Below are 25,920 nucleotides of genomic sequence, written 5' to 3' on the forward strand. Positions count from 1 at the left end.
TTTGGATGAGCAGATAAGTAGAGCTAGAAGAATTATCGGTATTACAAATATTGATGATTTTTGGAAGTTAACTCCCTTTGAATTTAATGATTTGTGTCGTGGAGCGTTGCTTGCTCAATATGACGATCTTGAGAATGAACGTCTTAAATCCTCAATGGTAAGACCAGTAGGTCTGATTGAAGATATTGAAACACAAAATCGATCAATTGAATCTTCACTTTTCGAGGTTAAAGATTTTGCTAACAATTTCGGCAAGGAGTCGGACGACATTCAAAGAAAACAAATCAGTGCAAAAGCGTTTCATGATCTGGTCATGGAAAGGGGGCGAGAATAGATGTCAGATATCGTAGTAAACAAAGTTATTAATTTTCTTGGTAAAGATCAGTTAACTCCGACTGCTCAGAGAGTTAAACAAGCAATGGACAACATCAAGGATAAGAACGTAAAACTCGATGTTACTGCCGATGAGCAGAAAATCGTTACCTTTGATCAGAAAATTCAAGGATTACCTAAGGATATTCAAACTCAGCTAAAAGCCATTGCCGATCACAGTGGCTTTTCTAGTTTTGAAGGCTATTTGAATACTTTACCTAAAAATATTCAAACAGAGTTAAAAACAAAGTTTGATAAACAAGCACTTGAAGCCGCTAAACGAGATTACGATTCTTTACCTAAAGAGAAGAAAACCAAGCTTGATTTCATAGCAGATCAACGGCACTATAACAGCTTCATGGACATGTTTCATAAGGTGCCAAAAGAAGCACGCACTCAATTAGACTTTGTCGCCAATCAAGGCGACTTTTCAAAAATCAAAAGTGCGATTGATGAAATGTCTAAGCCTGTTACAAAAGATATCAATGTTAATACTTCATCAGTTGATACTGCTACAAAGAAATTTAGTCATCTTAAAGAAATAATAGCTGGTACCTTTGCTGGTCAATTGATTTCTAATGGACTAATGCAGCTAACAAGTGGCTTGAAATCAGCAACTGCAGCCGGTATGGAGTACAACAAGGAACAAGATACGATGAAGACCGTTTGGACTTCACTGACAACGGAAGCACCCAGAGATGGGAAAGTTTTAGTTGATTATATTAATTCTTTGTCACAGCACTCTATTTATGCAGCTGATACGATCAACAAAATGTCTCAGTCGTTCTACCACGTTCATTCAAATGTTGCTGAAACTAAGGACTGGACTAATTCATTTATCGCCTTGGGTTCAACTCTACATATGTCAAATGATGCACTAGCTGAATCAGGTGAGCAATTTGCTAAGATTGTTGCCGGCGGTAAAGCCAGTTCAGAAGATATGGCCGTCATGATTAACCGATTCCCTATGTTTGGTGAAGCCTTGCAAAAAGCTACTGGTAAGTCCATGAAACAGCTATATGCTATGTCAGCGGCTGGTAAACTTAGTGCTACACAATTCACTGAAACTCTTGAATATCTAGGCAAGAAATATTCTGGCGGTACTCAAGAGGCTATGACATCATACATGGGGATGGGAATGTATATCCATTCAAGGTTTAGCAAATTAATGGGTGATGTTATGTCACAAACCTTCAATACTACTAAATCGGCAAGTGGTGCTATTCGTGATCTTTTATCAGATGATGCGATGCAAAAGTATTCAAAAGCTATTGGGTCAGCCACAGCCACTGTTTTAAATGGTATTGGTGACATTATTAAATATGTTGATGGTCATAAAGATACCATTATGAAAATTGGTAAAGATGTCGGTGAGATAGCTTCAATCTTTGGTAAAGCTGTTTGGAATGATATGAAGTCTATCATGACAACCATTGCTAATATGTTTGGGTTAACTGATAAAAATGCCAAGGATTCAGCCGATCCTCTGAAGACATTTGAAAGCCTATTAAGTGCTGCTGCTAAACACAAGAAGTCAATTCAAGCTATTGCTGGAGCACTAGTTGCAATTAAGGGCTTTAAAATGGCTAAGGGTGTCTTTGATCCATTATTAAAGATTGCTGGTATCGGCATTAAAGATGGTGGATTGTTGTCCAAGCTATTTGGAAATGGTAAAGCCGGAAAATCATTTGATGTAAGTAAGTTTATTGGCATTAATGATTTAAAAAAAGCTAATGGATTCGGAGAGAAGTTTAAAGCCTTAGGAAATAGTGCTGGTATGAAATTTGCCGGTGGTATTACTGCTGTAGTTGGAGCAGTTGATTTATATAAAGGAATTAAATCTAAAAATCAAGATCAAAAGTTTAGTGGAATTGGTTCTGGTATTGGTACCGCCATTGGAGGTGGAATCGGAGCGTATTTTGGGCAACCAGCTTTAGGTGCCATGATAGGACAGGCGTTGGGTAAATTAGGTGGTCTAGGAGCTAGTAACTTCTTAACAGGTTATAATGACTATTCATCTAAACATAAGCCTAAAAACATAGTACAAAAAGTTGGCTATAATTTTGCTCAAGCAAAAGAACAATGGTCTAAAAATATGACCAGTTTAAAAAAATACCATCCTGTTTTACATTTTTTAATTAAAATTCCAATTAGTGCCTTCAAAAATAAATTAGGAATAATAGCATCTGTTGGTAGAGCAGCAATAAACGGATTAGCGGATTTATGGGATATTGGGAAAGATTCTTTTATGGGACGTTTTGACAAAATAATTCCAGACGTTAAGAAAAACTTTAGTAATATGATTAAAGGAATCCAAACGGATTGGAAAAATATATGGAATCCTAAAAATATCAAAAAACCTCAAGCTACACATAAGTCGTCAAAAAGTCAAACACATAAAACCAGCATAACCTCAACTGAAATTAAAAAAGTAGCTTCTCAAAAATCAATCAGTAAAAAAGATATTGAAAATGTGAAAATGATGGCTGGTGCTGTAAAGAAATATCAAGCGGCACTAAATTCATTAAAGAGTTCTCTTAAAAGCTCTGGAATAGCCAAGGATTTAGACAAGCTAGAAACCAGTTTTAGTGGTACATACAAATCTTTAAATAAGATGACCAAGCCTTTTGGCAAAGTAGCGAAAAGTTTCAATAGTCTCTCAAAATTCAAAATTGGTAAAAATGATCCGTTCAAAACTATAAAAAATGATTTAAATAATTTTGAAAAGTACCTTAAGAAGAGTAAATTATCTAAATATATAAATGATTTAGATAAGAATATTAAGAAGTCGAAGTTATCTAAAGATTTTGACAAACTAACAAAATCCCTTTCTAAAGATACTAAAAAGTGGGACAGATTCTCTAAGCCTATTCAAAAAGTGTCCAAATCCTTTAGTTCTCTAAATTCATTTGGAAAAATGATGAAAAAAGATCCGTTTAAAGATTTTAGCAAAGATTTAAAGAACCTAAATTCTGTTTTAAAGAACAGTAAAATCGATAAATATTTAGAAAATCTCAAAAAAGAATTATCTAAGGGAAAACTTGCTGACTTATTTAGTAAGCTTGATAAATCTATTCAGGCGAATGTTAAATCATGGACTAAGTTCACTTCACCTATCAAACAAGTAACCAAGGCATTTAGCGAATTAAACAAATTTATTAAATCCTATGATAAAAGCGATCCCTTTGAACGTTTGGGTAAAAGCTTCGATAATTTGTCGAAAACATTATCTAAAAATAATCTAGGAGTTTTGTTACAGAATCAGATTAAACAAGCTAATAAAGCTACTAGTTCAATAACATTTGATAAATCATTTAAAAATGCGGTTGATAACATAATGTCCGTATTATCAACTTTCGATACTTCTTTCAAGGAAGGATGGAAAAATGCTTGGAAGGATGCTAAGTCTGATCAAAGTGATGCCCTAAAGGGAATTCAGAAAAATTTTCAATCGAAGACATCTTCAATTATTAAAGATGAAAATAGTTTCTCATCCGAATTTTTAAAAGATTGGAAGTCATGGCTTTCATCTGTTAAAAGCAAATTTAAGACTTCATTTAATTCTTTACCGGGACTAGCTAGTACCGCATTAGGAAAAGTTATAACTAACGTTAACAAAGGTATTGGTGGAATCAATTCAGTTATCACTGAATTTGGTGGCAAGTCACTTAGTTTAGCTAAGTATGCTACAGGTACTTCTGGTACTCCAAAAGGAAATTTGGCAGTGGTTGGTGAGCAAGGATACGAACTGGCTTATGACAAGAAAAATGGTATTTATCCCGTCGGATTAAAGGGTGAAGAAGTTCGCTACTTGGGTTCTGATACAGCAGTTCTTCCACATAATTTATCAGAGCAATTTATGGGAATGGTTGCTAGTCTACCGCACCATGCTTCAGGTAAGGGCGATGTAAATAAAGCCTCTGAAGATATGACAGATTATTTGTTTGAGCATTTGGACGAATTAAAAAAAGACCCAGTTCCATTTTTAAAGAAGCCTTACTTTGAAAAGGCTAGCTTTAGTGGAAATGAGTTTATTAGTCGTTTTGGAAATGCTATTTCAAATGGTTTCTTAAAGGCTATTGCAAAGCCATTTAAAAAGACTTTAGCAGATTTAGACTTTAGTGGTGCTGGTGGTGCTAGACCCGCTTCTGCATACGGTCCAATGATTAAGGCTGCCGCCGCTTACATGCACCAGAAGATAACTGATTTTAATGTAGATATGATTGAACGTATTATCGGCAATGAATCTGGCGGTAATCCACACGCTATTAATTTGACTGATAATAATGCTAAAGCCGGTACACCATCAAAAGGAATTTTGCAGTATATTGACCCAACATTTAATAATTACGCTATGCCTGGACACAAGAATATTTGGAATCCGTTAGATCAACTAATTGCACTGTTTAATGATGCTACATGGCGTTCTGATATGGGTATGGGCTATAACGGTAAGTATGGCGAATGGCGCGGTCAAGCTAGTGGTCCTTCTGGTCCAAGATTAATGGCTAACGGTGGACATGTCTTTGGCGCTACTAATGCCATTATCGGTGAAGCTGGTGACGAATTTGCAATTAATCCTGCTAAGCCATCAGCTATCCCATTAATAGGAGATTTAATGGGGAGAATGGCAGATTATCACCCAGAATTTAGAGCCTCAAATTTAACAAGCAATATCAGCGCTGACCTTGGTCAAAAACTGGATATTGTCATTAATCTACTAGGTTCTATTGAAGGTAAGAACTTTGCTCCTGAAATTAACATCGCTAGAACAAGTAGCAATATGAACAGACAAAACGCCAGAGAAACGGCTGTATATAGTTATCAACAAGGAGGTAGACAATAGTTGACTAATAAAGTATTTAAAGATGAGACACTTCAAAATCCCAAGCCTCATGCTTATGGTTTTTCAAACGGCCATGACAATCCTTCAAGATTGCCGCTTGATCCTTTTGAGTTGGCCATTAGTAATGATGGAATTGATTGGACATCTTACTACGATGATGAGGATTTATTTGGTGCTCACTTATATGACTGGGACCCAGCAATAGCTAATCCTGTTGAAAATTGGCAAAAGATGAACACTAGAGACGGTCAGCGTCTCACATCATCTAGCTTTGATAGTCGAGATATTTCAACTACTTGGGAAGTTAAGGGGGATAGTAGAGCTGAGTTTTCTATGATACTTGCTGAATTACAAAATTTCTTTTTGTCTCGTGGCGAGTTTTGGATTGTATTTGGTAATGAACCCACATTTAAATATCGAGTAAAGTTGAAGCCAATGGCGCCAACGTATTTCAATGAGAGACAGGGTACATTTGTTCTAACTTTTAACAATTACACGGGAGTACGGGAGTCAGTGGCAACTTCTTTAGAAGTATTTGATAAAAATAAAAACTTCTTTTCTTACGGCATGGGAATACCCAATAGGGATATATCCTTTGAGTCCAAAGAAAAGAAGTTTTCTATTTATAATCCAAGCTCAATGGCTATTGATCCATTGGGGCAAAGCCATTATCTAAAAATTCATATTAGGGGAAGTGGTTCGCCAACCCTGACCAATAAAAGTACCGGCGAAACATTCACTTATAACCGTGTTTTAGGTTTAAGCGATGAATTGATTTTAGACGGTGTTGACCCGTATCTAAACGGTCAACCGGACGGAATCAATAGTAATCATGGAACAATTTCACTAGTAAAAGGTGATAACGAGTTTGAAATTTCTGGCCTGTCAAACTCAGATGTCGCCTTTGAATTCTACTTCATCTATTTCTAATGCTAGCCTTTAACGGACATAAAATTTACATTCGATCATTCAACGGCCAGAAAGAAGAATGGTTGACAAGTCTTAACGAGGATACATTTCAAATAGATTATCAGATTAGTTCAACGTTTCAGTTATCTTTTACAGCGTTTTTAACTAAAGATAATGGCGTTTCATTCGACCTGCTGAAGAACGATGCTTATATCATTTTTGACGGTCAAAAGTATCAAATCAAGCAGTGTGTGTCTAAATACGTTGATGATTTTGTTACTAAAGATGTCACGGCAACACATGAAATATTTGGTATTCAAAATTTTAGGCAGTTCAAAGTTAACAAGGGAAGCCAAAGCTATTCCATTGATTCAATGATGAAATTTATCTTTGATAGTCAGTACAATTCAGGCTATTCATACCAAATTAATGGAAGCTTTCCCACTATTGATATTACGGATTGGGGTAACTGTTCTGGTTTGGACGCAATTCAAAAAGCCGTTGATTCATATGGAGCACGTTGGCTTCCAAATGGAAAAACGGTTTTAATCTATGATCAAAATTCGTATAAGATTGCTACCAACCGACAATTCATCTGGTCTCATAACACCAACGATATTGAGTTATCGGTAGATTCAACTTCAATAGTCAATGGAGCTATGCTGTATGGTGCCACAGTTGATGATTCCCACAGTTCAACAGCTGATGGAACCTCAACAAGCGATTCTATTGGCTCATCTAGCACATCGGCAGCAACTTCTACTGGCAATGCTCGGGGAACTATTTCAACTATGGAAGATGGTGGAGCACCCGTTTATAGCTCACCGGTAGGAAATAACTTTACCGGTCAAAAACTACCAAATGGTAGTAAATGGGCTATTGATAAGCAAGTATCAATTAACGGTGTTGTCTGGTATCGTGTTGCCACAAACGAATGGGTAAGTGAGAAATATTTCTCATTTGATAAATCTGGAGATGTCAAGCCAGAACAACAAGTTATCGAGCAAGTCTGGGGTCAAGGTACTATTAAGGCTGCTGACATAACCACTGGTACTGGTGACAAGGAAACTACTATCACGCCAGCTTTTGCTAAAATTTATGATTCTCCATATTCTGGTCAACATGAAATTTCTGGTCGCACACTACCTAACGGCAGTCAATGGAAGATCGATGGAACCGTATCAGATGGTTATGGCGGAAAAACTTGGTATCGTGTAGCAACTAACGAATGGGTTTGTGCTGATGATATCAACTTTGACGGTGATACAGATGTTGAGCCTAAATCAACCGAAGCAGCTACCGATGATACAGCAAAGGCAGATACGGACGAAGTAAAATACTATTTTAATCCGTTCTTTTACTACAGCTTAGCTTCACGTTCTAAGCACGGTTTAATCATCGGCGAAGATATTACTAATGACCAAATTAAAGATCCAGAACAGATGAAGAAGTATGCTGATTCAGTAATGCAAACCGAACCAGTAGTTGAATTGACTGTTAACTTGTCAGCTCAAGATGACAGTTTGAATATTGGCGATACGCTGTTTTTGAATGCTGAACCTCTCGGAATTAAAACAATGATCACACTAAATGGAATCAGTGGTAATCCGTTGACAAACAACAGCCCTATGACCGTCACACTTGATAATTCAAAACTATCCAAACGTGATATTAATTATGAAATGTCTGATAAGATTCGTCTTGCAAATCGAAACAATGTCCTACTTAATAAAGCTTTTAAAAAGCAAGAAGCCAAACTTAGTGAAGCAACTAAGTCTATAAAGAGTATGAATGACAAAATAAATAAAATTAAATTAAATAAGGAGGGAAGCTAATGGAACCAATGCAAATTGTAAATTACAGTCGATTGAATCGAATGCACATCAACAAAACGGCCGACACGGGCACAAAGATTTTCGACGATTCTGGTGGCTATGTTTTAAAAATTCTTGGAAAAGATGATGATGGTAATGTCATCGCTCAAAAATATAAGCTGCTAGATATTACTAAAGATACGCAACTATCCATTCCAGAAATTGCTTCATTGGAAGGAATTGATGGAAACGAGCTACATTTGGATAGGCTAACTCAAGAACAAATCGGCCCTTCGATGTTCCACTCAACTACTTATAATATCGAAGAAGTCGAAAATGCAATCAATACTGTATTGAAGAACCAAGCAGTTGAGGATTCAAATATCCAGCTGCTGGTTAATTTTTTCCAACAATTTACTCCGGATAAACTAAGCCAAATAAGCAATGAATTGTCTGAATCAATTTCCGAATCTTATGCCAAAAAATCGGAAGTCGATCAAAAACTCGGGGAATTAGAAACGAGAATGAAAAATATCGAAGGAAGATTTCCTAGTAATCCAAATCCAAATGGATATCGTCCACCAAATTACACTGGTGATTATGGTATTAGCGATGCTTACAGCTGGAAGAGTAAGTTACACCAAATGGATGATGAAATGGAGGATAAATAATGGAAGATAACATTTTCCCTGGATCATATGAAAATTATGATTATGATTCTGTTGATAGTGCTTTACCGACGACTCAAGCACTATTTTTTTGTACCAATTTAGCTGAGGCCTCATATCTGCCAACACAATACACTACTGATGAAAGTAACCATATTACGCCTGAAGGTTGGTCTCAACTACTATTTTTGGGACACAAATTTCAACCTGCTTACATGGTGCAAGGATTGGCAGGAAACTACCAATTTGAACTTAATTTCCTAACTCCTAATGCAGATATAGAAGATTTAAGCGGATATGTTGGTGATGGTAATGCGCTAAGAGATAAGCTAATCACTTTTGAAGGAACAGATGCAAGTGGTGCCTATATTCGTTCTGATGTTGGTTTTGAAACTTCTCAAGCTTCAGAAGGAATTATCACTTGGCAACCTGAATCAATTATTGCTCAAGCAAAAGGACACTTTAAGTCAGCTCATTTCATTATTGAAAGTGTGGATCGTGATAGAGCGATTACTACGTTAGATTTTGACTTGCAAATAATTGGAAATCAAAATGCTATGCCACACCGTTTTTCCGTCTATATTTCAGAATTTCAACGTGCTTTGCTGATGATTCATGATTTGATTGAGACTGGTAGAAAACAGCTTGCTTATTACGTCGCTTTATATGTAGCTATTGTAAAAAAGAAAATTGACGATATACAAAGCCAAATGGCCGATTTAAAGGCTCAAAATCAAACTAATGTTCAAGCCCTATCTGATTTGCAAAATCAAATCAAAGCCAGCAATCTTGTGACTGCAAGCAATGCTCAAAATTTAATTTCGCAAATGATTACAAGTGGCCAAGTTGATGTTAGCCAAACTATGAATACGTCAATCAGAAGCAAACTACAAAATATGAATAGTGAAATGGGGTCTTAATAATGGAAAACCAAGATATAGATTTGCTCGGTCAAACGGTTGGAAATATGCCTTATAAAATCGGAATCGTTGATCAAAACGGTAATTTAAAAAATCAATTTGTGGCAAATGCTTCTACCAATCGGATTGATATTCCAGAAATATTTCTAAGCGGCGGCGGTTCAACAGGTGGAAGTACAGGCGGTAACGCTGGTGGAACTACTACTGGAGGAACTACTGGTGGTGGAACTTCTTCAAGCCAAGTATCACAATTGCCATCCACTTTAAATCTGTTTAGTGGTTCAGCTGTTGGAAGTATTTTTATGATAATCAATACGATTGAAGATGCTGCAAGTGCTATATCAATAGTAGTGGCAATCGGCACTGCTCTAGTATGGGTGTTTAATCGATTGGTTATTAAACCTTTATCTGATTCTATGGATCGATTGTCTAGTGAAATTAAGGATTTTAAAAATGATTCAAAATTTGAACATGATGAATTTAGGAGACATTTTGAAGAACTAGACGATAATGTACATAAACATGATGAAGATATTGTTTCAATAAAAGAGCAAATTCATACTCTATTTAAGAGAGGTAATTCACATGAAAAATAAATTAACTATTAAAAATCAAAATAAAAATCAATTAATATCTATGGTTTCCTTACGCTTAGTATTAATCTTACTGCACATATATTTGGTGATTACACGGATGGTGATTTCAAAATTCCAGTAATTCAAGTGAATTGTAATAAATTTGCGGGTTATAGCTGGATCACTTGGATTAATTTATGATACTTCAGGAAAGGATGGTGGGCGTAAACAATACAAGCAATATCGCTGCTGAAATGCAGGCAACTGAAAAGGGCTGGACACTAATCCAAAATAGTGATCTAGCCTTTTCTATTGAAAATATGTATGAATGGACGGTCAGAGAATCTGATAATAAATTAGTTCACAAATCAACAGGCAAAACGCCTGTTGAAGCCAAAAAGCCCGATGGGACAATTGTTTCTAATGATCAATTAAATGGCAAAGGAAAGGATAAGAGTTATCAGGAAGGTAAGACGGCCATGGATAATCAAGCTGTCCAAGAGGACGCCTCCTTCATGATCAATAATCAAATCACTACATGTGGCTTTGATATCTCAATAATCCCTAGCGTACAGCTTGATGATACTTCAGTTAACTACATTTCGGGTCTTGAAAACATCAATAAGTTTTTGAAATCCGCCGAAACTATCACAGCTAAGTAGTCGATAAAAGCATGCTCCCTTGCTGGTAGTGGTGGCGGTCGGGATAATTTAAAAGGAGTAATTAAAAATGACAGAAGCATTAAAAATTGAATTCGGATGGGGAACAATGAAAGAAAGCGACATCTTTGGTTATGTTCCTATGATTATCTCTAAAGATGATTATAAATACATTACTGGAAAAGAATATCAAGCAACTAAAGAGGGCTAGCCATTCGGCTAGTCTTTTTTAGTACAAAAATCAGAAAGAAGGCGAACTAGACAACCACATTTTATGATAATCAATACGATTGAAGATGCCACAAGGGCTATATCAATAGAAGTGGCAATCGGCACTGCTCTAGTATGGGTGTTTAATCGATTGGTTATTAAACCTTTATCTGATTCTATGGATCGATTGTCTAGTGAAATTAAGGATTTTAAAAATGATTCAAAATTTGAACATGATGAATTTAGGAGACATTTTGAAGAACTAGACGATAATGTACATAAACATGATGAAATCAGGATATTAATAAAAGAAATAACAGTATCACGAATTAAGAGAGGTAATTCACATGAAAAATAAATTAACTATTAAAAATCAAAATAAAACTTGGTGGTTATCTATGGCTTCCTTAGTTTTAGTATTAATCCAACAAGTTGGCCATTTATTTGGCTGGGAAATTACTAATGATGAAATTAATCAGATTATGGCTATTGTAAATACTTTGCTGGTTATAGCTGGATCACTTGGATTAATTTATGATACTATATTACGATTGTGTTGATACGCCAGTTGCATTATATATGCGTGGAACTCGTGGGACTCCTTTAGTTTGGAGTTCGTGGATTAAACTAACAACACTAGATTCTTTGAACGGTAAAACAATTACAGGAAAAGATTCGGCTGGTAAAGATATTTCAATAAAAATTACAGGAATTAGCTAAAACTGGTTCCTTTTTTAGTACAAAAAAATTAGGAGATGAAATATATATGTATGCACCAACACCAGCACCGCACATCGGGTTTATGGAATGGTGGGTTGCTGCTGAAAAGTTGACTGAGAATCCTTGGTTCACAACATTCATTATTATTATTTTAGTTGATCTAGCTACTGGATTTTTAAAAGGATTCTTTAAGAGCTCTAATGAGCGAGTAAACTCAACTACGGGGAGACAAGGGCTTATTAAACATACTGTTATAGCCGGTATAGCAGTTATTTTTTATCCTTTAGTAGATTGTTGGGGATTAGCCAACTATGCAAACCTGTTCTTAATGTTTTTTATCGGTCAATATGGTATTTCAATTGTAGAAAATTTAGGAATTATGGGTATTCCACTTCCAAATTGGATTACAGATAATTTGGAGAAACTAAGAAATAGGAGTGATAAAAATTGAAAAATAAATTAACTTTAGATACACATTCAGCAGTTTGGTGGGTTTCCACATTGTCACTTGTAGGAGTATTGGTACAACAAGTTGGGCATCTATTTGGCTGGGAGATTACAGGAGAAGAATTAAATCAAGCTATGGGAATTGTCAATACGGTGTTAACTATAGCGGGTTCACTCGGACTAGTATATGACACGTCGAAAGATAAAACTAACGATCTTAATACCGTTCAATCTGATTTGACCGAAGTTAAAACACCAACATATTCAAAATCTACTAATCTAAGGAGAAACTAATATGACTAAATATTTTGCAGATGTGTCTAGCTTTCAACCTGATAATTTAGGCTTCTTTCAGGGGTTAGTTAATGCTGGCGTATCTGGTATTATGATCAAGACTACCCAAGGTAGTCCTGATGGAGATAACTATTTAAATCCTAAATCTACCAATCAAGCACGGAATGCTTTAGCAGCTGGAATGAATGTTGGTTTCTATCATTATTTTCTAGCTTCAAGTGTTGCCGATTCGATCAATGAAGCTAAATTCTTTGAACAATCGGTTGTTAATTTAGGCTTTGGAAAATATATTACGATTGTGTTGATACGCCAGTTGCATTATATATGCGTGGAACTCGTGGGGATCCTTTAGCTTGGAGTTCGTGGATTAAACTAACAACACTAGATTCTTTGAACGGTAAAACAATTACAGGAAAAGATTCGGCTGGTAAAGATATTTCAATAAAAATCACAGGAATTAGCTAAAAAGCTAGTTCCTTTTTTAGTACAAAAAATTAGGAGATGAAATATATATGTACGGAACACCAGTACCACTACCACACGCAGGATTCACTGATTGGCAGTTTGCTATCGAACACGTGGGAAGTAACGCTTTACTAAATACACTATTTATTTTGATTATTGCAGATGTGATTACAGGAATTGCAAAATCAATCATTACTCATTGTGTGGATAGTTCGATTGGCAAGAAAGGGTTGGCAATACACTTCACGATTATTTTACTAGTTGCGTTGCTTTATCCATGGTCAATCGCGATTAACTACCAATGGTTAGGGGATTCAGTTCTAAGTCTGTGGATATTTATGTACGCAACTTCGATTGTAGAAAATATAGGTCAAATGGGGTTGCCGCTACCACGGTTTATTAAAGACCGGCTAAATAAATTCGGTCAGGATATGGAAAACCAGGAACCAAAACAGGAAAACGATAACGAAAGAGGAGATAAATAAATGAATTTTAATATCGATAATACATACGAATTAGGAGCTAATGAAGGCTCATCTCAAGCAACAAACAGTAAATACATTGTCCTACACGAAACAACTAACATTGGTGCTAAAGCCAATGCTTCTTACTTCAAAAATAACTGGGCAAGAACTCAAACTTATGTTCAAATTGTTATGGGAGATGGAGGTAAGATTTACCGTGTAGGTGCTGATGGATACCAAGCTTGGGGAGCTGGTAGCTATGCTAATGCCAATTCACCAGTACAAATTGAATTGGCTAGAACTACTGATAAGGCAACGTTCAAGAAAGACTATGCAACTTTCGTTAACTTCGCTCGTGCTAAAGCTAAGCAATACGATATTCCGTGCGTACTAGACGCTTCAGGCAATGGAATCAAAACACACAAATGGATTTCAGAAAATATCTGGGGTTCACATACTGATCCAGTTGAAAGCTATCTAGAACCATTCTGGGGTATTACACACGAACAACTTGCTCATGATATCGCCTATGGAATTGCGGATGTGGTAGAACCTAAGAAGACGTTTACTAACATCAATAATGTTGTAACCACTCTCAAGGGCAATGTGAAGGCTTATGCTACTTACAAGCTCGATGGTTCAGCTAACGAAACCACTGACATCGCACCGGGTACAGGTTGGGTATCAGCAGGTATTGAGATGATTAATGGAGAACCACAATATTGCATTGGTGGAAATATTTACATTCCACAATCAATCACAACGTTTAAAGGTAAAGTATTGATTAATTCCGACATCCCTGTGCATGCTGTAAACCTTAAGGGTGAGGTTGTAGGTACTAGCTTAGATGGTGGTTCAGCTTGGAAGTATGCAGCAGTCGTAAATGTACCTAAAGTGGGATATTGCTACAAGATTGCCACGGATATGTATCTACCTTTGAAGTATGCTCAAGGTTCTGGATTTAAAGGATAATTTTGTTGCACAGAAATAGAAAAGTGTTCGATTTTCGAACAGTTTTTAAAAACTGTATAAAGACATATCCACGGATTGTTGATATATTATAAGCGTGCTGAGGAAAGTAAGACATTAACTTTTTTTCAATAATGGTTAACAATAAAGAAAGATTCTTATGGTTCTTCGACTTAGCTCTCACTCAATTATTGGGTGAGGGCTTTTTTTTATTTTGTAGGTATTAGAAGGTCATTTACTAAAAAGACTCTCACTCTATTTAGTCAGTTAGGGTGGGAGGCTTTTTTTATTTGAGTTCATTTATTTTTTTATCCAATAATTTTTTCATGTCTAATAGATCGTTTAAATATTCATTAGGTTTAGTGGCACCGTCTTTGGGACTTTTGGTTATAAAACTTTTTGCTCTAGCTTTATGCCTGAGATAGCCAGTTCTAATTTTATTTTTTTCGTCCCATTTACGATTTGCTTTACTACGAGCCTCTGTTAATTTTTCAGTCATATTATTTCACCACCAAATAAATTATTCCTACAATAAATAATGCTATTACTAACCATTGATACCACTTAGTAGGTTTATTAATCTCAAAAGTCATTATTGTATTTTTACCTTGATATGTTTTTTTCATGATGTTAATCTCCTTAAATGTTATAATTTAAGTACACAAAGGGTAACCCCCTTAGGGGCTTTCCTTTGTAAACTTGATGGAGAACTTTATCAATCCGAAGATGTTGACCGACAGCTCGATTGTTAGGGTTCTTTTTTGTTTCCATAATTCCATTCTTGTCATCTTTATCACCTCCCTTACAAGTACTATAATACACTGTTAACAGTGTAAAGTCAATGATATACAAAATTTAATTCAATTATTTTTATACAAAAAAATCGCTAGTCAATTAAGACTGGCGATTAAACTCTGCTCTCACTATATATTTTTGTGGCACAAATTGTGGCACAACTTTTAATTACGCATAGTTATCTATCGTAATCGTATTTGCTAGGAAGGCCTATTTTACAGGCTTTTAGGGACGTATCAAAGATTATCAAAACACTAAGTAGGTTCCCAATATGCCCAATAAAATTGAATAAAAAAGACCATTATATTGAGCTTTTTAACTATTGAGACTGTAAAGGTACCCGGTTTGGTGCCCGATACTAAAAATTCACGTAAGATGAATACTTAGTTGCAGTCTCTTTTTTTTGATTTGAAATAGCCTTCTTATATATATTGTGAATTCATAGTTTTTTTATGTTCTGTTCAGATTAGATGAGGCTAATGAAAAAACAATTATTTATAGTTAGCCTTGAAGTCTTATTTAGAAAAGAGAAAAAATATATGAATGATAAGGATTTAATTCAGCATCTTTTAGATACAATTAGTCAGCAACATAATGATTTGATGGTTGTTGTTGGGACTTTTATTGCAATTATTTCACTAGGATTGGTTATACTTGGGTATTTACAGATTAGATTCTCGAATAAACAAATAGAAAAAATGAAATCTGAATTTAAAGATGATTTTAAAATAGATGATATTAATAAGGCTAATAGTGAGGTTAAAGAAAATATATCTCAATTAAAGGAGTCTTTAAAAGAAAACAAAAAGATTGAACTCTCGTTGAAAAATCAAATTTCAATTTCTATGAATACTAATTTAGGGATGGCAGGTAAATTGTTAGTTAATATCAATAAGGATACAGATCCTGTACTTATTGGAAATAATGTTTCATCGATAAAAATAATTTTTGAAGAGTTGTCAGATAATGGGAATATAACAAGTCACTCGTTTAGAATTTTAGTCCTTGACATGAGTAAATTTTTGTTTGAATTAAATGAATATAATATTGTTTTGGATGGAGGAATAGTATTTCTTTTAGATTTTTTAATTAAGGAAATGAAGCAAGAAATGAACAATACTGATATGGGTGAATCTAATAAAAGTTCACTAGAGTATTATCTAAATTTGATTGCTAAAGGATTTGAAGACATGAATAAGAGAACTTACAAAGCTTAAATGAGCAAGTTTTAGAACAATATGGAAATGTGATGTTCTAATCATAAGTAATTAAATTTACTCTCAATAATTACTTAAGGATTCTTTAAGAAATGACCATTACAATTTAAGTATTATAAAATAGAACCGTAAGAACGAAAGCGGGTGTAACAAATGACAAGAATTGATAAATTACGCAAAAGAAGAAGATCAGAAAGAATTGATCGTAATGTGGTTATTTTAAAGTTGTGTATTGTTATAGCTGTGACTTATTTTATCTGTCAAGCAGTTGCAACAATTCATTAATTGATCAATTTTTTGGCGTGAGAGCTTCTAATTTGCTGAATCAACCAGTAACTTGCTAAACTTTAATCATATTAAAGATATGAGAGGAGTTTTATTATGAGTGTTGATAGTAAAAAAGATGCAATTAAAGGTAAAACAAATCAAGCCGTAGGCAAAGCTTCTGGTAACGACAAACAGGAATTAAAGGGTAAAGTTCAAGAAGCAGTTGGTAAAGCCAAGGATAAAGTAGATGAAGCGGTTGATAAAGTTGCTCATAAAGTAAATAAGAAGACTGATAAATAAAAGAACTACTCGTTCTATGCATAGAATTCTATACATAGAAAACGGGTAGTTTTTTTAATTACCTAAATGTTGAATGGCATAATCTGCTTCTTCAGGTGTGAAACTTTCTCCGGCAGAAGAGGTTAGTTGATCTTTAATTGCATCAGGTGACATACTCATGTCATCTTGATATGATTTAGCTTTCTTCAAGGCGTTTCTATTGTAATCTGTTTTTAAATTATCGACAGCATATTGTGCTTCTTCAGCTGTAAATTTTTCACCAGCATCGGCTGACAATTGATCATAAATTGCTTGTTTGGATAAATATTGTGTATCAGAATAATCTTTGGCCTTTTTAAGAGCGTTCTGATTAAAATCGGCTTTCAAATTATTCATTGCATATTGAGCAGCTTCTTCACTAAATCCTTCTCCAGAAGAAGAGGTTAATTGATCGTAAATTCCTGCTTTAGACATATTCATCGTTGATGAATAACTTTGTGCTTTTATTAGAGCATTTTTGTATTCTGTAGGAACAGATGGTTCATCGTTGCTCTTTTCTTCCTTACTGGTAGAAGTTTTTTCGCTAGCTAAGGAAGTGGATTTGCTTTTATTTGAAGTCTTTGTTGGTTTTAAAACTTTTTCTTCCTTTTGTCCCTTGTCAGAATTTGAGCTGGCTTTTTCCTTAGAAGATCCACCTTTGGGTATGATAATTGCTATAAAAATTACTACTATGATCCAAAACCAACCCTTTTTATAGAATGGTTTTCTATGCATCTGTCTTCTTGTACGCAAAATAATCCCCCCTAAGTAATATTTTCAATTAAAGTATATCATAATATAAGGCTTTAAATGTTAACGCTAACATTTAATGAGAGAGCTATTATTAACTTTTAATCTCCTTAAAATAGGTGTAATTAATTTCTAAATAACCACTCATAATTCCTTTTGAATGTGTTACATTATTTAATGGAGTGAAATAAATATTTTTGTGAGGTGAATCAATGGATAAGAACGAGATATTGGTAACTACAACTGAGCATATTCCAGGACATGAATACGAAATTATTGGTGAAGTTTTCGGATTGACTACTCAATCAAAGAACGTCGTTAAGAATATCGGTGCTGGATTCAAAAACGTCGTTGGTGGCGAAATTAAAGCTTACACTGAACTACTAACAGAAGCTCGTGATATTGCAATTAGTCGTTTGCGACAAAATGCAGTTGATATGGGTGCTGATGCTGTAGTCATGATGCGTTTTGATTCCGATTCTATCAGGGCTGATATGGAAACAGTTGCAGCATATGGTACCGCAGTAAAATTTAAGTAAGGTGATTTGATGGCATTAGAGTATAACAAGAGTTCTTTATCTGCATGTACCAGTATTTTGATTGGTAAGGGTGCAACTGTCGATGGTTCTACTATTATTGGTAGAAACGAGGATGCAAAAGCATCTTGGCCTAAACATTTTGTGATTCATGAACATAAAGAATTTACTGAGCAACAAAAATTTGTTTCTCAAGCCAATGATTTTCAAATGGACTTACCTAAGATTCGCAGTAAATATTCCGCTACTCCTGAATGGACCTCAAAAGAGGGACTATTCGAAGAGGATGGCTTTAATGAATACGGAGTTGGAATGAGTGCTACCGAAAGTGCTTATTCTAACCAACGTGTTTTAGGTGCAGATCCTCTTGAAATAAATGGTATTGGTGAGGAAGCTATGATTACAGTAGTTTTACCTTACATCAAGACGGCTAAAGAAGGTGTCTTGCGTTTAGGTGAAATTATTGAAAAATACGGAACTTGTGAAACTAACGGAGTCCTTTTCTCTGACAAAGATGAGGTTTGGTATTTCGAAAGTGGATCAGGTCACTATTGGGTAGCACAGCGCATTCCCGACGATAGCTACGCTGTGGTAGCCAACCAATTAGCAATTCAAGAGATTGACTTTGACGATGAAAAGAATTTCTTATATCACAAGGATATTCAAAAATTTGTTTCTGACAATCACTTGAATGCTAAACCAGATACGTTCAATTTTAGAGAAATTTTTGGAACGCATACTTTATCCGATGAGATTTATAGTACGCCACGGGTTTGGTGGGGCCAACAAGAGTTTTCTGGTAAGACGGATGAAAGTCCTGAAAGTGAAAACTTGTCTTTTATCAAAAAGGCTAATCGTTTATTGAGTGTCGATGATGCTCAAGATTACTTGGCTTCACATTTCCAAAAGACGCCTTATGATCCATTGAATGAGTCAAAGGATAACAAACGTTTCCGTCCAATTAGTTTGGCTAAAACACAAGAGTCACATGTCTTACAAGTAAGACCTAATATGGCTCCTGAAATTGCTTGTGTGCACTGGTTAGCCATGGGTGTAGCTTCACAAAGTATCTATGTTCCTTTCTATATGGGAATGACAGATACTCCTGAAGAATACAAACTTGGAGAACTACCATACGACAGTAAGTCAGCTTATTGGACCTACAAATTGGCTGGAGTTTTACTAGACAGTCATTACAAAGAACTTGGAAAAATGTTCCAAGACAAGCAAGAGGCTATCAATATCACGTTACGTAAAAAGTTGCATGATTTTGATGAGCAAGCTTCAAGCAAAGATGATGAGGAATTACCTAATTATTTAACAAAAGCTTCATTTGAAATGGCAAAACTTTCAATTGATGGTTATAAAGAGCTAATCGCTCAATTAATTACGGACTCGACTGATTTTTCACCTCTTAACTTCAAGACAGATATGAATTTGTAAAAATTTGTACATTGAAAATTAAATGAGGGGTTTTATAAAATGAATGATGGCAATTCGCCGAAAAAAACAATCACATTATTTGGATTAATAATGATGATTTTCACGGCAATCTTTGGATTCGCTAATACTACTGTTGCTTACGAGCAAATGGGATTGGCAAGTATTATTTGGTACATTTTCGCTGCACTTCTATTCTTCCTACCTGTAGGATTCATGGTAGCTGAATATGGTGCCGCCTTTAATGAAGCAAAGGGTGGAATTTATTCCTGGATCGAAGGAGCCGTTGGTGCAAAATGGGCATTCATCGGTACCTTTATGTGGTTAGCTTCATGGGAAGTTTGGCTAGTGTCAACTTCTTCAAAAGTTTGGATTCCACTTTCAACAATGTTTGCAGGACATGATGCCACACAAACATGGGGATTATTTGGATTAAGTGCTACACAAGTTATTGGTATTCTAGCTGTTCTTTGGATCGTATTTGTTACATACACAGCTTCACAAGGTATTGATAAAATTTCCAAGATTTCTAATTTTGGTGGAATTATGACAATTGCCTTACAAGTTATTTTCTTTGTTCTAAGTTTGGCAGTTTTGTTTATGTCAGGATTCCACACAGCTGAACCTATCAATGGTTTAGACACATTTATCCATTCTGCTAATCCTGCATTTGCTTCACCACTAGGGATGGTTTCCTTTATCGTTTATGCAATCTTTGCATACGGTGGTTTGGAATCCGTTGGTGGTGTTACTGATAGTATGAAGAATCCTAAGAAGGATTTCCCACGTGGTGTTTTAATTGCGGCCGTTATTATGGCTTTAGTTTACTCATTAACTATTTTCTGTTGGTCAATGAGTACTAACTGGAACGCCGTTATTGCTAAAGGTAATGTTAACTTAGGTAATATTACTTACGTTATGATGAGTAATCTTGGTTACCAATTTGGTAGTCATATTGGTTTAGGTAGTGCCGCTGCCATCGCCTTAGGTGAATGGTTAGCTAGGTTTACCGGTTTCGATATGTTTGTTCTTTACATGGGTGCTTTCTTTGTTTTGATTTATTCACCATTGAAGTCATTCATCTTGGGTACACCAAAGGATTTGTGGCCTTCAAAAGTTACAAAGCTAAATAAACATGGTATGCCTGCTTATGCAATGTGGATTCAAGCCGCTGTTGTTATCGTCCTTATCTTAATCGTTGATATGGGTGGTAAGAATGCTAAAGCACTTTATAATGTTTTGACATTGATGGCTAATGTTTCTACAACCGTTCCATACTTATTCTTAGTTGGTGCATATCCATTCTTTAATATGAATAAGAATATTGAAAAACCATATTTCTTCTATAAGAATAAAAAAGCTATGTGGACTGTGACAACAGTTGTCTTCTTAGTTTTGGCTTTTGCCATTATCTTTACATTGCTCCAACCAATTATGGAAGGCGCATATACAGATGCTCTTTGGACAATTATTGGACCAGTTGTCTTCGGTCTAGTTGGATTTACGCTTTACTATAGATATGAACATAAGTCTAAAGGTAAAGTCACTGATACAGCTGACGCAACCGATTAAAAAGTAATAGATCTTATCAATTTTGATAAGGTCTATTTTTTTTGCGTAAATTTTATAAAAAAATAAATGAAGCACTGTAATTGTTATGTTATGTCATAGGCATTTGTTAGTACAAAATGGACTTTGTTTCATTGTACTATTCCAAATAGTCTATAAATCTTGAATCATATATTAATCTTTTTGTCATTTTAAATCTCTTCAATTTTAATATATACCTATAAAAAAGTAATCAGACCAACCTGAAGAATAAAAATATCAAATACAAAGTAAAGTGACAAAATTTGTCGTAGTTACTTTGTATAATTAGTATTAGAAGATTGATATATATATATAAGGAGTTGCTAGGAGAATGGCAAAAGAATTAGATTTATTCGTTCTACTTTTGGATTCGACAAAGCCACTAACAAATTCAGAAATAATGATTGAGTTACAGAAAAGCAAAAAAACTACTGATAATAAAAAGAAAATCAAACCTGATTCGTTGATGCAAAAGATACGTAGACAAGAAATTCAATTGCAAAAAGTCATTGAAGAGTATGATTTCTTGGACGAAAGATTTGTTTTCTTAAAAGATATTAGAAAAGTAGGAGGCAAAGAACAATTAACATATAAAATCAATTATAGAGGCGATATTGAGAGTGATTTAAACGGTAATCTTTTTAATATTTCACCAGAGAATCTTCCCAATCAAAAAGAAATACTAGTTCTTACAAAATTATTAGTCGCCAACAGAGCTTTAAATAATACTGAAACTGTTGATTTATCTAATCATTTACTTAATCTTTTAGCTAATAGAGCTAAAAAGAATGTTAAAAATACCGTCTTGGAAGCTAAACTGAAAAAAAGTTTCATCAGTGAGAAAGATGGGAGGATAGATTTTATTTGGGAGTTAGAAAACAATATTTCAAATTACACCGAAATTGAATTTGATTATATCAACAAAGAATTTAATAATGATCCGATAATTACACGTGAAAAGATCATGCCAGTACATCTATTATTCAACAATTATTATTTCTTTCTACGTGGCTTTAACCTTGATAAGGAAGAATACAAAACCTATCGAATAGATTGGATTAAAGATAAAAAAGTCTCCGAATTAGGTAAAAATACAAAGTTATACAGAAGTATTATGGAGGATCATGAACAAATAAATCAAAAGAATATCCTAGCCTATGAGGGGGAACAAAAAACTATTACTTTTGAATACCATGGATATATAAATTATGTTTTAGACAAGTTTCCTAGTGCAATAGTTCTTCACAAAGATTTGAAGAAGGACAATGAATTTGATTTTCCAGTATCAGAGATTCAAATTTCGGTTAATTATTCTGACGGAGTAAAGATGTGGTTGCTAAGTGAAGCACCTATTTTAAAAATAATTGGGCCAGAGTCCGTCAAAAATGATATGAAAAATCTGCTGAAAAAATCATTGAATCTATACGATGAAGACAAAGATCTCCATTAAGGTGTATCCGCTATATGCAACTAATCCATTAAAAAGAAAAAGAGAAACACAATGGACGATAAAAAATTTCTGTGTTTACAATGTAAAGTCAGAAAATGAAAAAGTTACTAATAGCAATACATGGTTTGACACAAAAGAATTTAATGACTGTTAGTCTCTAACGGTGAAAACAACGAGACGAATGAAGTGCTTAACGATTTAAACTAGACAGTAAAAAACATCTCTTTCCACATTTAATGTGAAAAGGGATGCTTTTTATTTTAGTCATTCTTTACTAACTGTTCTTTTAATGGTTTTTCAAATTCGGTAATTTTCGCTACAAAACTGGATAAAAATTCTTCACTTGCTTTTTTCATTTCATCTGGACTCAAAGTCGACAAATCATCGATAAAGACTTTAGTACTATAGTCAGTCGTAAATTTCTTAACAATATGTTTACTCTCTGAACTAATATCATTATTAGCCCTCAATACTTTAACAAGATTTTCAGTTGCCTTATTCTCATTCGCTTTTTTTATTGAAAGTTGCAAACTAGGTGTGCTTTCAATGAGCATTTCGTAAAAATACTTTGCGCCACTCCAAGTTTTATTTTTTCCTTCAAGGTCGTCTTGTGTCATTTTATTCATATTGTCTGTCTTAAATCTAATATATGTTTTATTTGAAGCATCTTCAGTAAATTCAATTTCTGAGCTTTCATTACATGTCCCTTTAAGTATTTCAACAAATCTTTCTGTAGCACTTTTACTATAATTCTTTATAAAGTCTAATGCTTCCTTATGATTCTTTAGAAATTCTCTTGCTAATTTTTCTTTTTCATCTTCAACCATTCCTGTATTCTCCCTTGTTAATTGTAAATAATCCTCTAAGAAAAATTTGATTTTAGTATCTAATTTTTGAGTTTTTAATATTTTTTTTATGATACTTTCAACATCCCGATAAGAAAAAGCTTTCCATGATTCTATGGATGGAAGGGCACCATTTAGCGTTAAATAGACATAAACGTTTTTGGACTCCGCATATTCCTTAGTTACTATTTCTTCGTACCTTGATAATTGTTCATCATGTTCACCACTATCAATCTTGTTTTCTATAATAAGATTAAAATTACTGTTTTCACTTCTTGCCAGGATATCAATATCCTTATATTCTCTTTTTACTGTTACATCATCAAAATCATATTTCTCAATATCACCGATTGTTTTCTTTAAAGAAGGATATTTGGAAACGAGTCGCTCCATAAAGTATTTCATAAAGATTCCATGCAATTCATGTGATTCATTGGCTCTCAACAGCCAAGCCAACAAATTACTATGTTTTATCTCAAACCTTTGCATTTCTACTAAACGAAAGAAATTTCGAGAATTATCATTTTCTTTTAAAAAATCATCATATTTCTTTTCCCAATCTTGATCGAGCTTCAACAGTGATTCTTCCATTGTGTTACCTTTGACAACTTTATCCATCATATTCCCCCTACAAAATTTATATTCTTTTAATACAATTCAAGGATATATTACAATTAGTGGGCGACAAAAAAATGTCGTTTTTCCTAGTTCCTCAAAAAAATTAATCTCAATATCCAGTTTTTTCTTCACACATAAAAAGGCATCCCTCGTAGCTCATTTTAAAGGTTTGTCTTTTTAAATTATTTGCATTTTGCACCTATTGGTGTTATTTTAATTAAGTGCAAAACACACATAATATATTGAATATAAATTTAAAAATAAAGAGGTAATTAATTTATGAAAGCAGCAATCGTTACAGAAAAAGGAACTACACCAGTTTATTCAACATTCGAAGAACCAAAGTCTAAAGAGAAAAATGTACTTGTAAATGTTAAGGCATCAGCTTTAAGTAATTTAACTAAAATGAGAGCTCTAGGAAATCATTATTCAGCCGATCATGTTTATCCAAATGTAGCTGGGACAGATGGAGTAGGTGAGGTTGATGGAAAAAGAGTTTATTTCTTAGCTACTAATGCACCTTTCGGGACCTTAGCGGAACAATGAATCACTTAATAGAGGCTGATGGTGGCTCTACCGGATGGATTTGTTGATGTAATTATGTATTACTAAATTCTTGTTCTTCATCCGAATGAACATTATTTGGTTAGTCGAGCACATTCTCCTGATTGGATGCGGACACTTGATGCACAGCAAAGCTACTATCATTCGTATGCTGGTTAACGATAAAAATATCATTTAGGATCATTGCTGAAGTGAAAAACCGGAAGAAATGCAACGAAGTTGGTCAAACTAGAAGCTGATAAAGCAGTTGCATTTGATATGGACAAACCTGATAAAACTAATCAATTAACAAATGATTTGGCAGAAGTATTTAAAGATGGTGTTGACGTTGTATTGGATTATCTTTGGGGAGATAGTGCGTTGGCTATTATGACAGATATAATATTATTGCATATTTTGGGTTTCTTCCAACAAACTTATTATATTACAACTTATAGATAAAAGTACGTTTATATAAAAAATAAATAAAATAATAGATATTATACTTATAATCAGTAAAATTGTGTTAAGGAATCCTCAATGTCGGAGCTACTTTCGGCTATCAATGGTGTATTTAATTGGGCCGCAGAAGAAAAAATTGAGATGCCGGTGAATGAATTCAAACTAGAAGATATAGAACAAGCTTGGCAAGCACCTTTGAACCCTCGTGCAGTGGTGGTGATGAAATAATGGATAATCAATTAATTGAGTCATTGGTAAGTATCGTTTCATTTTTTAATCGGACTGACCGTGATCAGGCTTTTATCAAACAAGCTGGAGTCGATTTAGAAGCAGTATCATTTAACAATAATCCGACTATCGGTCGTATGCAACCAACGAATGTCTCTGATTTAGCTAATCTTTTAGGCAAAAGTCACTCTAGTGTTAGTCGACAAATCGATAAATTGGAACGAAAACAACTGGTTACCACTAAAGATGGAGAACAAGATGCTCGAGTACGTTCGATTGTTTTGTCAGAATCTGGAGAAAAATTGAAAAAGATTTTAGATCAAACCAGAGTTGAAATGATTGATTCAGCTTTAAAGGATTGGTCTGAAGACGAAAAAAGAGCCTTGTTAGATAATTTAGATCATCTAGCCAAGACTTTAAAAGAAATTAAATAAAATTTCAAAAAATAATTAGTAGAACACGTGAATTGTCATATAGTGTCATCCGCATATGCTAATCTTTCATCGTAAACAAAATGTTATGGAGGATG

Annotated in this window: 32 protein-coding genes; 28 read left to right on the plus strand and 4 right to left on the minus strand. The window is 34.4% G+C overall.

The genetic code is table 11. From position 1 onward, the window contains the following. Position 1 precedes the first annotated feature (1 nt). From ATN92_RS07645 to ATN92_RS07725, 17 genes are all read left to right on the plus strand, one after another. Positions 2-334, plus strand: a complete 333-nt coding sequence (locus ATN92_RS07645; protein ID WP_056950574.1) for a hypothetical protein — start codon at positions 2-4, stop codon at positions 332-334. Next, entirely contained in the window at positions 335-5,218 is a 4,884-nt protein-coding gene (locus ATN92_RS07650) for a tape measure protein (protein ID WP_056950577.1), read from the plus strand. Then, positions 5,219-6,148: a phage tail domain-containing protein gene (locus tag ATN92_RS07655; RefSeq protein ID WP_158106634.1), complete on the plus strand. Its 930-nt coding sequence runs from the start codon at positions 5,219-5,221 to the stop codon at positions 6,146-6,148. Further along, positions 6,148-7,962, plus strand: coding sequence for a phage tail protein (locus tag ATN92_RS07660; RefSeq protein ID WP_056950582.1), 1,815 nt, complete (start codon positions 6,148-6,150; stop codon positions 7,960-7,962). The genes ATN92_RS07655 and ATN92_RS07660 overlap by 1 nt, the downstream gene beginning before the upstream one ends. Next, positions 7,962-8,612 carry a hypothetical protein gene (locus ATN92_RS07665; protein ID WP_056950585.1) on the plus strand — a complete coding sequence of 217 codons (651 nt, stop codon included), beginning with the start codon at positions 7,962-7,964 and terminating at the stop codon, positions 8,610-8,612. The genes ATN92_RS07660 and ATN92_RS07665 overlap by 1 nt, the downstream gene beginning before the upstream one ends. Then, entirely contained in the window at positions 8,612-9,529 is a 918-nt protein-coding gene (locus ATN92_RS07670) for a hypothetical protein (protein ID WP_056950588.1), read from the plus strand. The genes ATN92_RS07665 and ATN92_RS07670 overlap by 1 nt, the downstream gene beginning before the upstream one ends. A 2-nt stretch (positions 9,530-9,531) precedes the next feature. Next, positions 9,532-10,125, plus strand: a complete 594-nt coding sequence (locus ATN92_RS07675) for a hypothetical protein (RefSeq protein WP_158106636.1) — start codon at positions 9,532-9,534, stop codon at positions 10,123-10,125. Positions 10,126-10,322: 197 nt separating this feature from the next. Then, positions 10,323-10,766, plus strand: a complete 444-nt coding sequence (locus ATN92_RS07680) for a hypothetical protein (RefSeq protein ID WP_234032539.1) — start codon at positions 10,323-10,325, stop codon at positions 10,764-10,766. 67 nt (positions 10,767-10,833) lie between these two features. Then, entirely contained in the window at positions 10,834-10,974 is a 141-nt protein-coding gene (locus ATN92_RS07685; protein ID WP_082604512.1) for an XkdX family protein, read from the plus strand. Between the two features lie 63 nt (positions 10,975-11,037). Then, positions 11,038-11,331, plus strand: coding sequence for a hypothetical protein (locus tag ATN92_RS07690; RefSeq protein WP_158106638.1), 294 nt, complete (start codon positions 11,038-11,040; stop codon positions 11,329-11,331). Continuing rightward, positions 11,321-11,533, plus strand: coding sequence for a phage holin (locus tag ATN92_RS07695; protein ID WP_158106639.1), 213 nt, complete (start codon positions 11,321-11,323; stop codon positions 11,531-11,533). The genes ATN92_RS07690 and ATN92_RS07695 overlap by 11 nt, the downstream gene beginning before the upstream one ends. Next, entirely contained in the window at positions 11,508-11,693 is a 186-nt protein-coding gene (locus tag ATN92_RS07700) for a hypothetical protein (protein ID WP_158106640.1), read from the plus strand. Before ATN92_RS07695 ends, ATN92_RS07700 begins: the two co-directional genes overlap by 26 nt. A gap of 46 nt (positions 11,694-11,739) precedes the next feature. Then, positions 11,740-12,144, plus strand: a complete 405-nt coding sequence (locus ATN92_RS07705; RefSeq protein ID WP_056952953.1) for a phage holin family protein — start codon at positions 11,740-11,742, stop codon at positions 12,142-12,144. Further along, entirely contained in the window at positions 12,141-12,434 is a 294-nt protein-coding gene (locus tag ATN92_RS07710) for a phage holin (RefSeq protein WP_056952951.1), read from the plus strand. The genes ATN92_RS07705 and ATN92_RS07710 overlap by 4 nt, the downstream gene beginning before the upstream one ends. A 1-nt stretch (position 12,435) precedes the next feature. Continuing rightward, the gene (locus ATN92_RS07715; RefSeq protein ID WP_158106641.1) at positions 12,436-12,786 is read left to right on the plus strand and encodes a GH25 family lysozyme; all 351 of its coding nucleotides are present in this window, start codon (positions 12,436-12,438) and stop codon (positions 12,784-12,786) included. 160 nt (positions 12,787-12,946) lie between these two features. Next, positions 12,947-13,384 carry a phage holin family protein gene (locus ATN92_RS07720; RefSeq protein ID WP_056951926.1) on the plus strand — a complete coding sequence of 146 codons (438 nt, stop codon included), beginning with the start codon at positions 12,947-12,949 and terminating at the stop codon, positions 13,382-13,384. Beyond that, a complete protein-coding gene (locus ATN92_RS07725; protein WP_056951929.1) occupies positions 13,385-14,335 on the plus strand; it encodes a peptidoglycan recognition protein family protein in 951 nt (316 codons plus the stop codon). A gap of 283 nt (positions 14,336-14,618) precedes the next feature. On the opposite strand, the gene ATN92_RS07730 is transcribed toward ATN92_RS07725, so the two are convergent. Next, on the minus strand, positions 14,619-14,831 hold the full coding sequence (locus ATN92_RS07730) for a hypothetical protein (RefSeq protein ID WP_056951931.1): 213 nt from the start codon (positions 14,829-14,831) through the stop codon (positions 14,619-14,621). Between the two features lies 1 nt (position 14,832). Next, positions 14,833-14,958 carry a hypothetical protein gene (locus ATN92_RS19035; protein ID WP_256970548.1) on the minus strand — a complete coding sequence of 42 codons (126 nt, stop codon included), beginning with the start codon at positions 14,956-14,958 and terminating at the stop codon, positions 14,833-14,835. 648 nt (positions 14,959-15,606) lie between these two features. On the opposite strand from ATN92_RS19035, the gene ATN92_RS07735 reads away from it, so the two are divergent. The 3 genes from ATN92_RS07735 (at position 15,607) to ATN92_RS07740 (ending at position 16,911) form a co-directional block, all read left to right on the plus strand. Beyond that, positions 15,607-16,344: a hypothetical protein gene (locus ATN92_RS07735; RefSeq protein ID WP_056951933.1), complete on the plus strand. Its 738-nt coding sequence runs from the start codon at positions 15,607-15,609 to the stop codon at positions 16,342-16,344. A gap of 153 nt (positions 16,345-16,497) precedes the next feature. Further along, on the plus strand, positions 16,498-16,629 hold the full coding sequence (locus tag ATN92_RS19040; protein WP_256970547.1) for a hypothetical protein: 132 nt from the start codon (positions 16,498-16,500) through the stop codon (positions 16,627-16,629). A 96-nt stretch (positions 16,630-16,725) separates the two neighbouring features. Further along, complete coding sequence (locus tag ATN92_RS07740) at positions 16,726-16,911, plus strand: CsbD family protein (protein ID WP_056951935.1); 186 nt, start codon at positions 16,726-16,728, stop codon at positions 16,909-16,911. A 54-nt stretch (positions 16,912-16,965) separates the two neighbouring features. Here the strand turns inward: ATN92_RS07740 and ATN92_RS07745 are convergent, their stop codons facing one another. Continuing rightward, positions 16,966-17,664, minus strand: a complete 699-nt coding sequence (locus tag ATN92_RS07745; protein WP_056952962.1) for an Ltp family lipoprotein — start codon at positions 17,662-17,664, stop codon at positions 16,966-16,968. Positions 17,665-17,891: 227 nt separating this feature from the next. Between ATN92_RS07745 and ATN92_RS07750 the strand changes: the two genes are divergently transcribed. The 4 genes from ATN92_RS07750 to ATN92_RS07765 all read left to right on the plus strand — a co-directional run bounded on the left by ATN92_RS07750 (position 17,892) and on the right by ATN92_RS07765 (position 22,695). Beyond that, the gene (locus ATN92_RS07750) at positions 17,892-18,218 is read left to right on the plus strand and encodes a heavy metal-binding domain-containing protein (RefSeq protein WP_056951937.1); all 327 of its coding nucleotides are present in this window, start codon (positions 17,892-17,894) and stop codon (positions 18,216-18,218) included. A gap of 9 nt (positions 18,219-18,227) precedes the next feature. Further along, a complete protein-coding gene (locus ATN92_RS07755; RefSeq protein ID WP_056951939.1) occupies positions 18,228-19,658 on the plus strand; it encodes a C69 family dipeptidase in 1,431 nt (476 codons plus the stop codon). 39 nt (positions 19,659-19,697) lie between these two features. Next, entirely contained in the window at positions 19,698-21,227 is a 1,530-nt protein-coding gene (gene yjeM, locus ATN92_RS07760) for a glutamate/gamma-aminobutyrate family transporter YjeM (RefSeq protein WP_056951941.1), read from the plus strand. A gap of 349 nt (positions 21,228-21,576) precedes the next feature. After that, the gene (locus ATN92_RS07765; protein WP_056951943.1) at positions 21,577-22,695 is read left to right on the plus strand and encodes a helix-turn-helix transcriptional regulator; all 1,119 of its coding nucleotides are present in this window, start codon (positions 21,577-21,579) and stop codon (positions 22,693-22,695) included. A 260-nt stretch (positions 22,696-22,955) separates the two neighbouring features. On the opposite strand, the gene ATN92_RS07770 is transcribed toward ATN92_RS07765, so the two are convergent. Further along, positions 22,956-24,158, minus strand: coding sequence for a PDDEXK-like family protein (locus ATN92_RS07770; RefSeq protein WP_056951945.1), 1,203 nt, complete (start codon positions 24,156-24,158; stop codon positions 22,956-22,958). A gap of 279 nt (positions 24,159-24,437) precedes the next feature. On the opposite strand from ATN92_RS07770, the gene ATN92_RS07775 reads away from it, so the two are divergent. The 4 genes from ATN92_RS07775 to ATN92_RS07790 all read left to right on the plus strand — a co-directional run bounded on the left by ATN92_RS07775 (position 24,438) and on the right by ATN92_RS07790 (position 25,825). Continuing rightward, entirely contained in the window at positions 24,438-24,704 is a 267-nt protein-coding gene (locus tag ATN92_RS07775; protein WP_158106642.1) for a hypothetical protein, read from the plus strand. A 237-nt stretch (positions 24,705-24,941) separates the two neighbouring features. Then, positions 24,942-25,163, plus strand: a complete 222-nt coding sequence (locus tag ATN92_RS07780) for a hypothetical protein (RefSeq protein ID WP_158106643.1) — start codon at positions 24,942-24,944, stop codon at positions 25,161-25,163. A 78-nt stretch (positions 25,164-25,241) separates the two neighbouring features. Next, a complete protein-coding gene (locus tag ATN92_RS07785) occupies positions 25,242-25,391 on the plus strand; it encodes a hypothetical protein (RefSeq protein ID WP_158106644.1) in 150 nt (49 codons plus the stop codon). Further along, positions 25,391-25,825: a MarR family winged helix-turn-helix transcriptional regulator gene (locus ATN92_RS07790; RefSeq protein WP_158106645.1), complete on the plus strand. Its 435-nt coding sequence runs from the start codon at positions 25,391-25,393 to the stop codon at positions 25,823-25,825. The genes ATN92_RS07785 and ATN92_RS07790 overlap by 1 nt, the downstream gene beginning before the upstream one ends. Positions 25,826-25,920: the final 95 nt, after the last annotated feature.

It is taken from the genome of Companilactobacillus bobalius (genome assembly GCF_009764355.1).

Excerpts from the sequence above, each read along its gene's own strand:
- ATN92_RS07650 (WP_056950577.1), top strand. The coding sequence starts at position 335 with ATGTCAGATATCGTAGTAAACAAAGTTATTAATTTTCTTGGTAAAGAT.
- ATN92_RS07660 (WP_056950582.1), top strand. The coding sequence starts at position 6,148 with ATGCTAGCCTTTAACGGACATAAAATTTACATTCGATCATTCAACGGC.
- ATN92_RS07665 (WP_056950585.1), top strand. The coding sequence starts at position 7,962 with ATGGAACCAATGCAAATTGTAAATTACAGTCGATTGAATCGAATGCAC.
- ATN92_RS07670 (WP_056950588.1), top strand. The coding sequence starts at position 8,612 with ATGGAAGATAACATTTTCCCTGGATCATATGAAAATTATGATTATGAT.
- ATN92_RS07675 (WP_158106636.1), top strand. The coding sequence starts at position 9,532 with ATGGAAAACCAAGATATAGATTTGCTCGGTCAAACGGTTGGAAATATG.
- ATN92_RS07685 (WP_082604512.1), top strand. The coding sequence starts at position 10,834 with ATGACAGAAGCATTAAAAATTGAATTCGGATGGGGAACAATGAAAGAA.
- ATN92_RS07690 (WP_158106638.1), top strand. The coding sequence starts at position 11,038 with ATGATAATCAATACGATTGAAGATGCCACAAGGGCTATATCAATAGAA.
- ATN92_RS07695 (WP_158106639.1), top strand. The coding sequence starts at position 11,321 with ATGAAAAATAAATTAACTATTAAAAATCAAAATAAAACTTGGTGGTTA.
- ATN92_RS07700 (WP_158106640.1), top strand. The coding sequence starts at position 11,508 with ATGATACTATATTACGATTGTGTTGATACGCCAGTTGCATTATATATG.
- ATN92_RS07705 (WP_056952953.1), top strand. The coding sequence starts at position 11,740 with ATGTATGCACCAACACCAGCACCGCACATCGGGTTTATGGAATGGTGG.
- ATN92_RS07715 (WP_158106641.1), top strand. The coding sequence starts at position 12,436 with ATGACTAAATATTTTGCAGATGTGTCTAGCTTTCAACCTGATAATTTA.
- ATN92_RS07720 (WP_056951926.1), top strand. The coding sequence starts at position 12,947 with ATGTACGGAACACCAGTACCACTACCACACGCAGGATTCACTGATTGG.
- ATN92_RS07725 (WP_056951929.1), top strand. The coding sequence starts at position 13,385 with ATGAATTTTAATATCGATAATACATACGAATTAGGAGCTAATGAAGGC.
- ATN92_RS07730 (WP_056951931.1), bottom strand. The coding sequence starts at position 14,831 with ATGACTGAAAAATTAACAGAGGCTCGTAGTAAAGCAAATCGTAAATGG.
- ATN92_RS19035 (WP_256970548.1), bottom strand. The coding sequence starts at position 14,958 with ATGAAAAAAACATATCAAGGTAAAAATACAATAATGACTTTTGAGATT.
- ATN92_RS07735 (WP_056951933.1), top strand. The coding sequence starts at position 15,607 with ATGAAAAAACAATTATTTATAGTTAGCCTTGAAGTCTTATTTAGAAAA.
- ATN92_RS19040 (WP_256970547.1), top strand. The coding sequence starts at position 16,498 with ATGACAAGAATTGATAAATTACGCAAAAGAAGAAGATCAGAAAGAATT.
- ATN92_RS07740 (WP_056951935.1), top strand. The coding sequence starts at position 16,726 with ATGAGTGTTGATAGTAAAAAAGATGCAATTAAAGGTAAAACAAATCAA.
- ATN92_RS07745 (WP_056952962.1), bottom strand. The coding sequence starts at position 17,664 with ATGCATAGAAAACCATTCTATAAAAAGGGTTGGTTTTGGATCATAGTA.
- ATN92_RS07750 (WP_056951937.1), top strand. The coding sequence starts at position 17,892 with ATGGATAAGAACGAGATATTGGTAACTACAACTGAGCATATTCCAGGA.
- ATN92_RS07755 (WP_056951939.1), top strand. The coding sequence starts at position 18,228 with ATGGCATTAGAGTATAACAAGAGTTCTTTATCTGCATGTACCAGTATT.
- yjeM (WP_056951941.1), top strand. The coding sequence starts at position 19,698 with ATGAATGATGGCAATTCGCCGAAAAAAACAATCACATTATTTGGATTA.
- ATN92_RS07765 (WP_056951943.1), top strand. The coding sequence starts at position 21,577 with ATGGCAAAAGAATTAGATTTATTCGTTCTACTTTTGGATTCGACAAAG.
- ATN92_RS07770 (WP_056951945.1), bottom strand. The coding sequence starts at position 24,158 with ATGGATAAAGTTGTCAAAGGTAACACAATGGAAGAATCACTGTTGAAG.
- ATN92_RS07775 (WP_158106642.1), top strand. The coding sequence starts at position 24,438 with ATGAAAGCAGCAATCGTTACAGAAAAAGGAACTACACCAGTTTATTCA.
- ATN92_RS07785 (WP_158106644.1), top strand. The coding sequence starts at position 25,242 with ATGTCGGAGCTACTTTCGGCTATCAATGGTGTATTTAATTGGGCCGCA.
- ATN92_RS07790 (WP_158106645.1), top strand. The coding sequence starts at position 25,391 with ATGGATAATCAATTAATTGAGTCATTGGTAAGTATCGTTTCATTTTTT.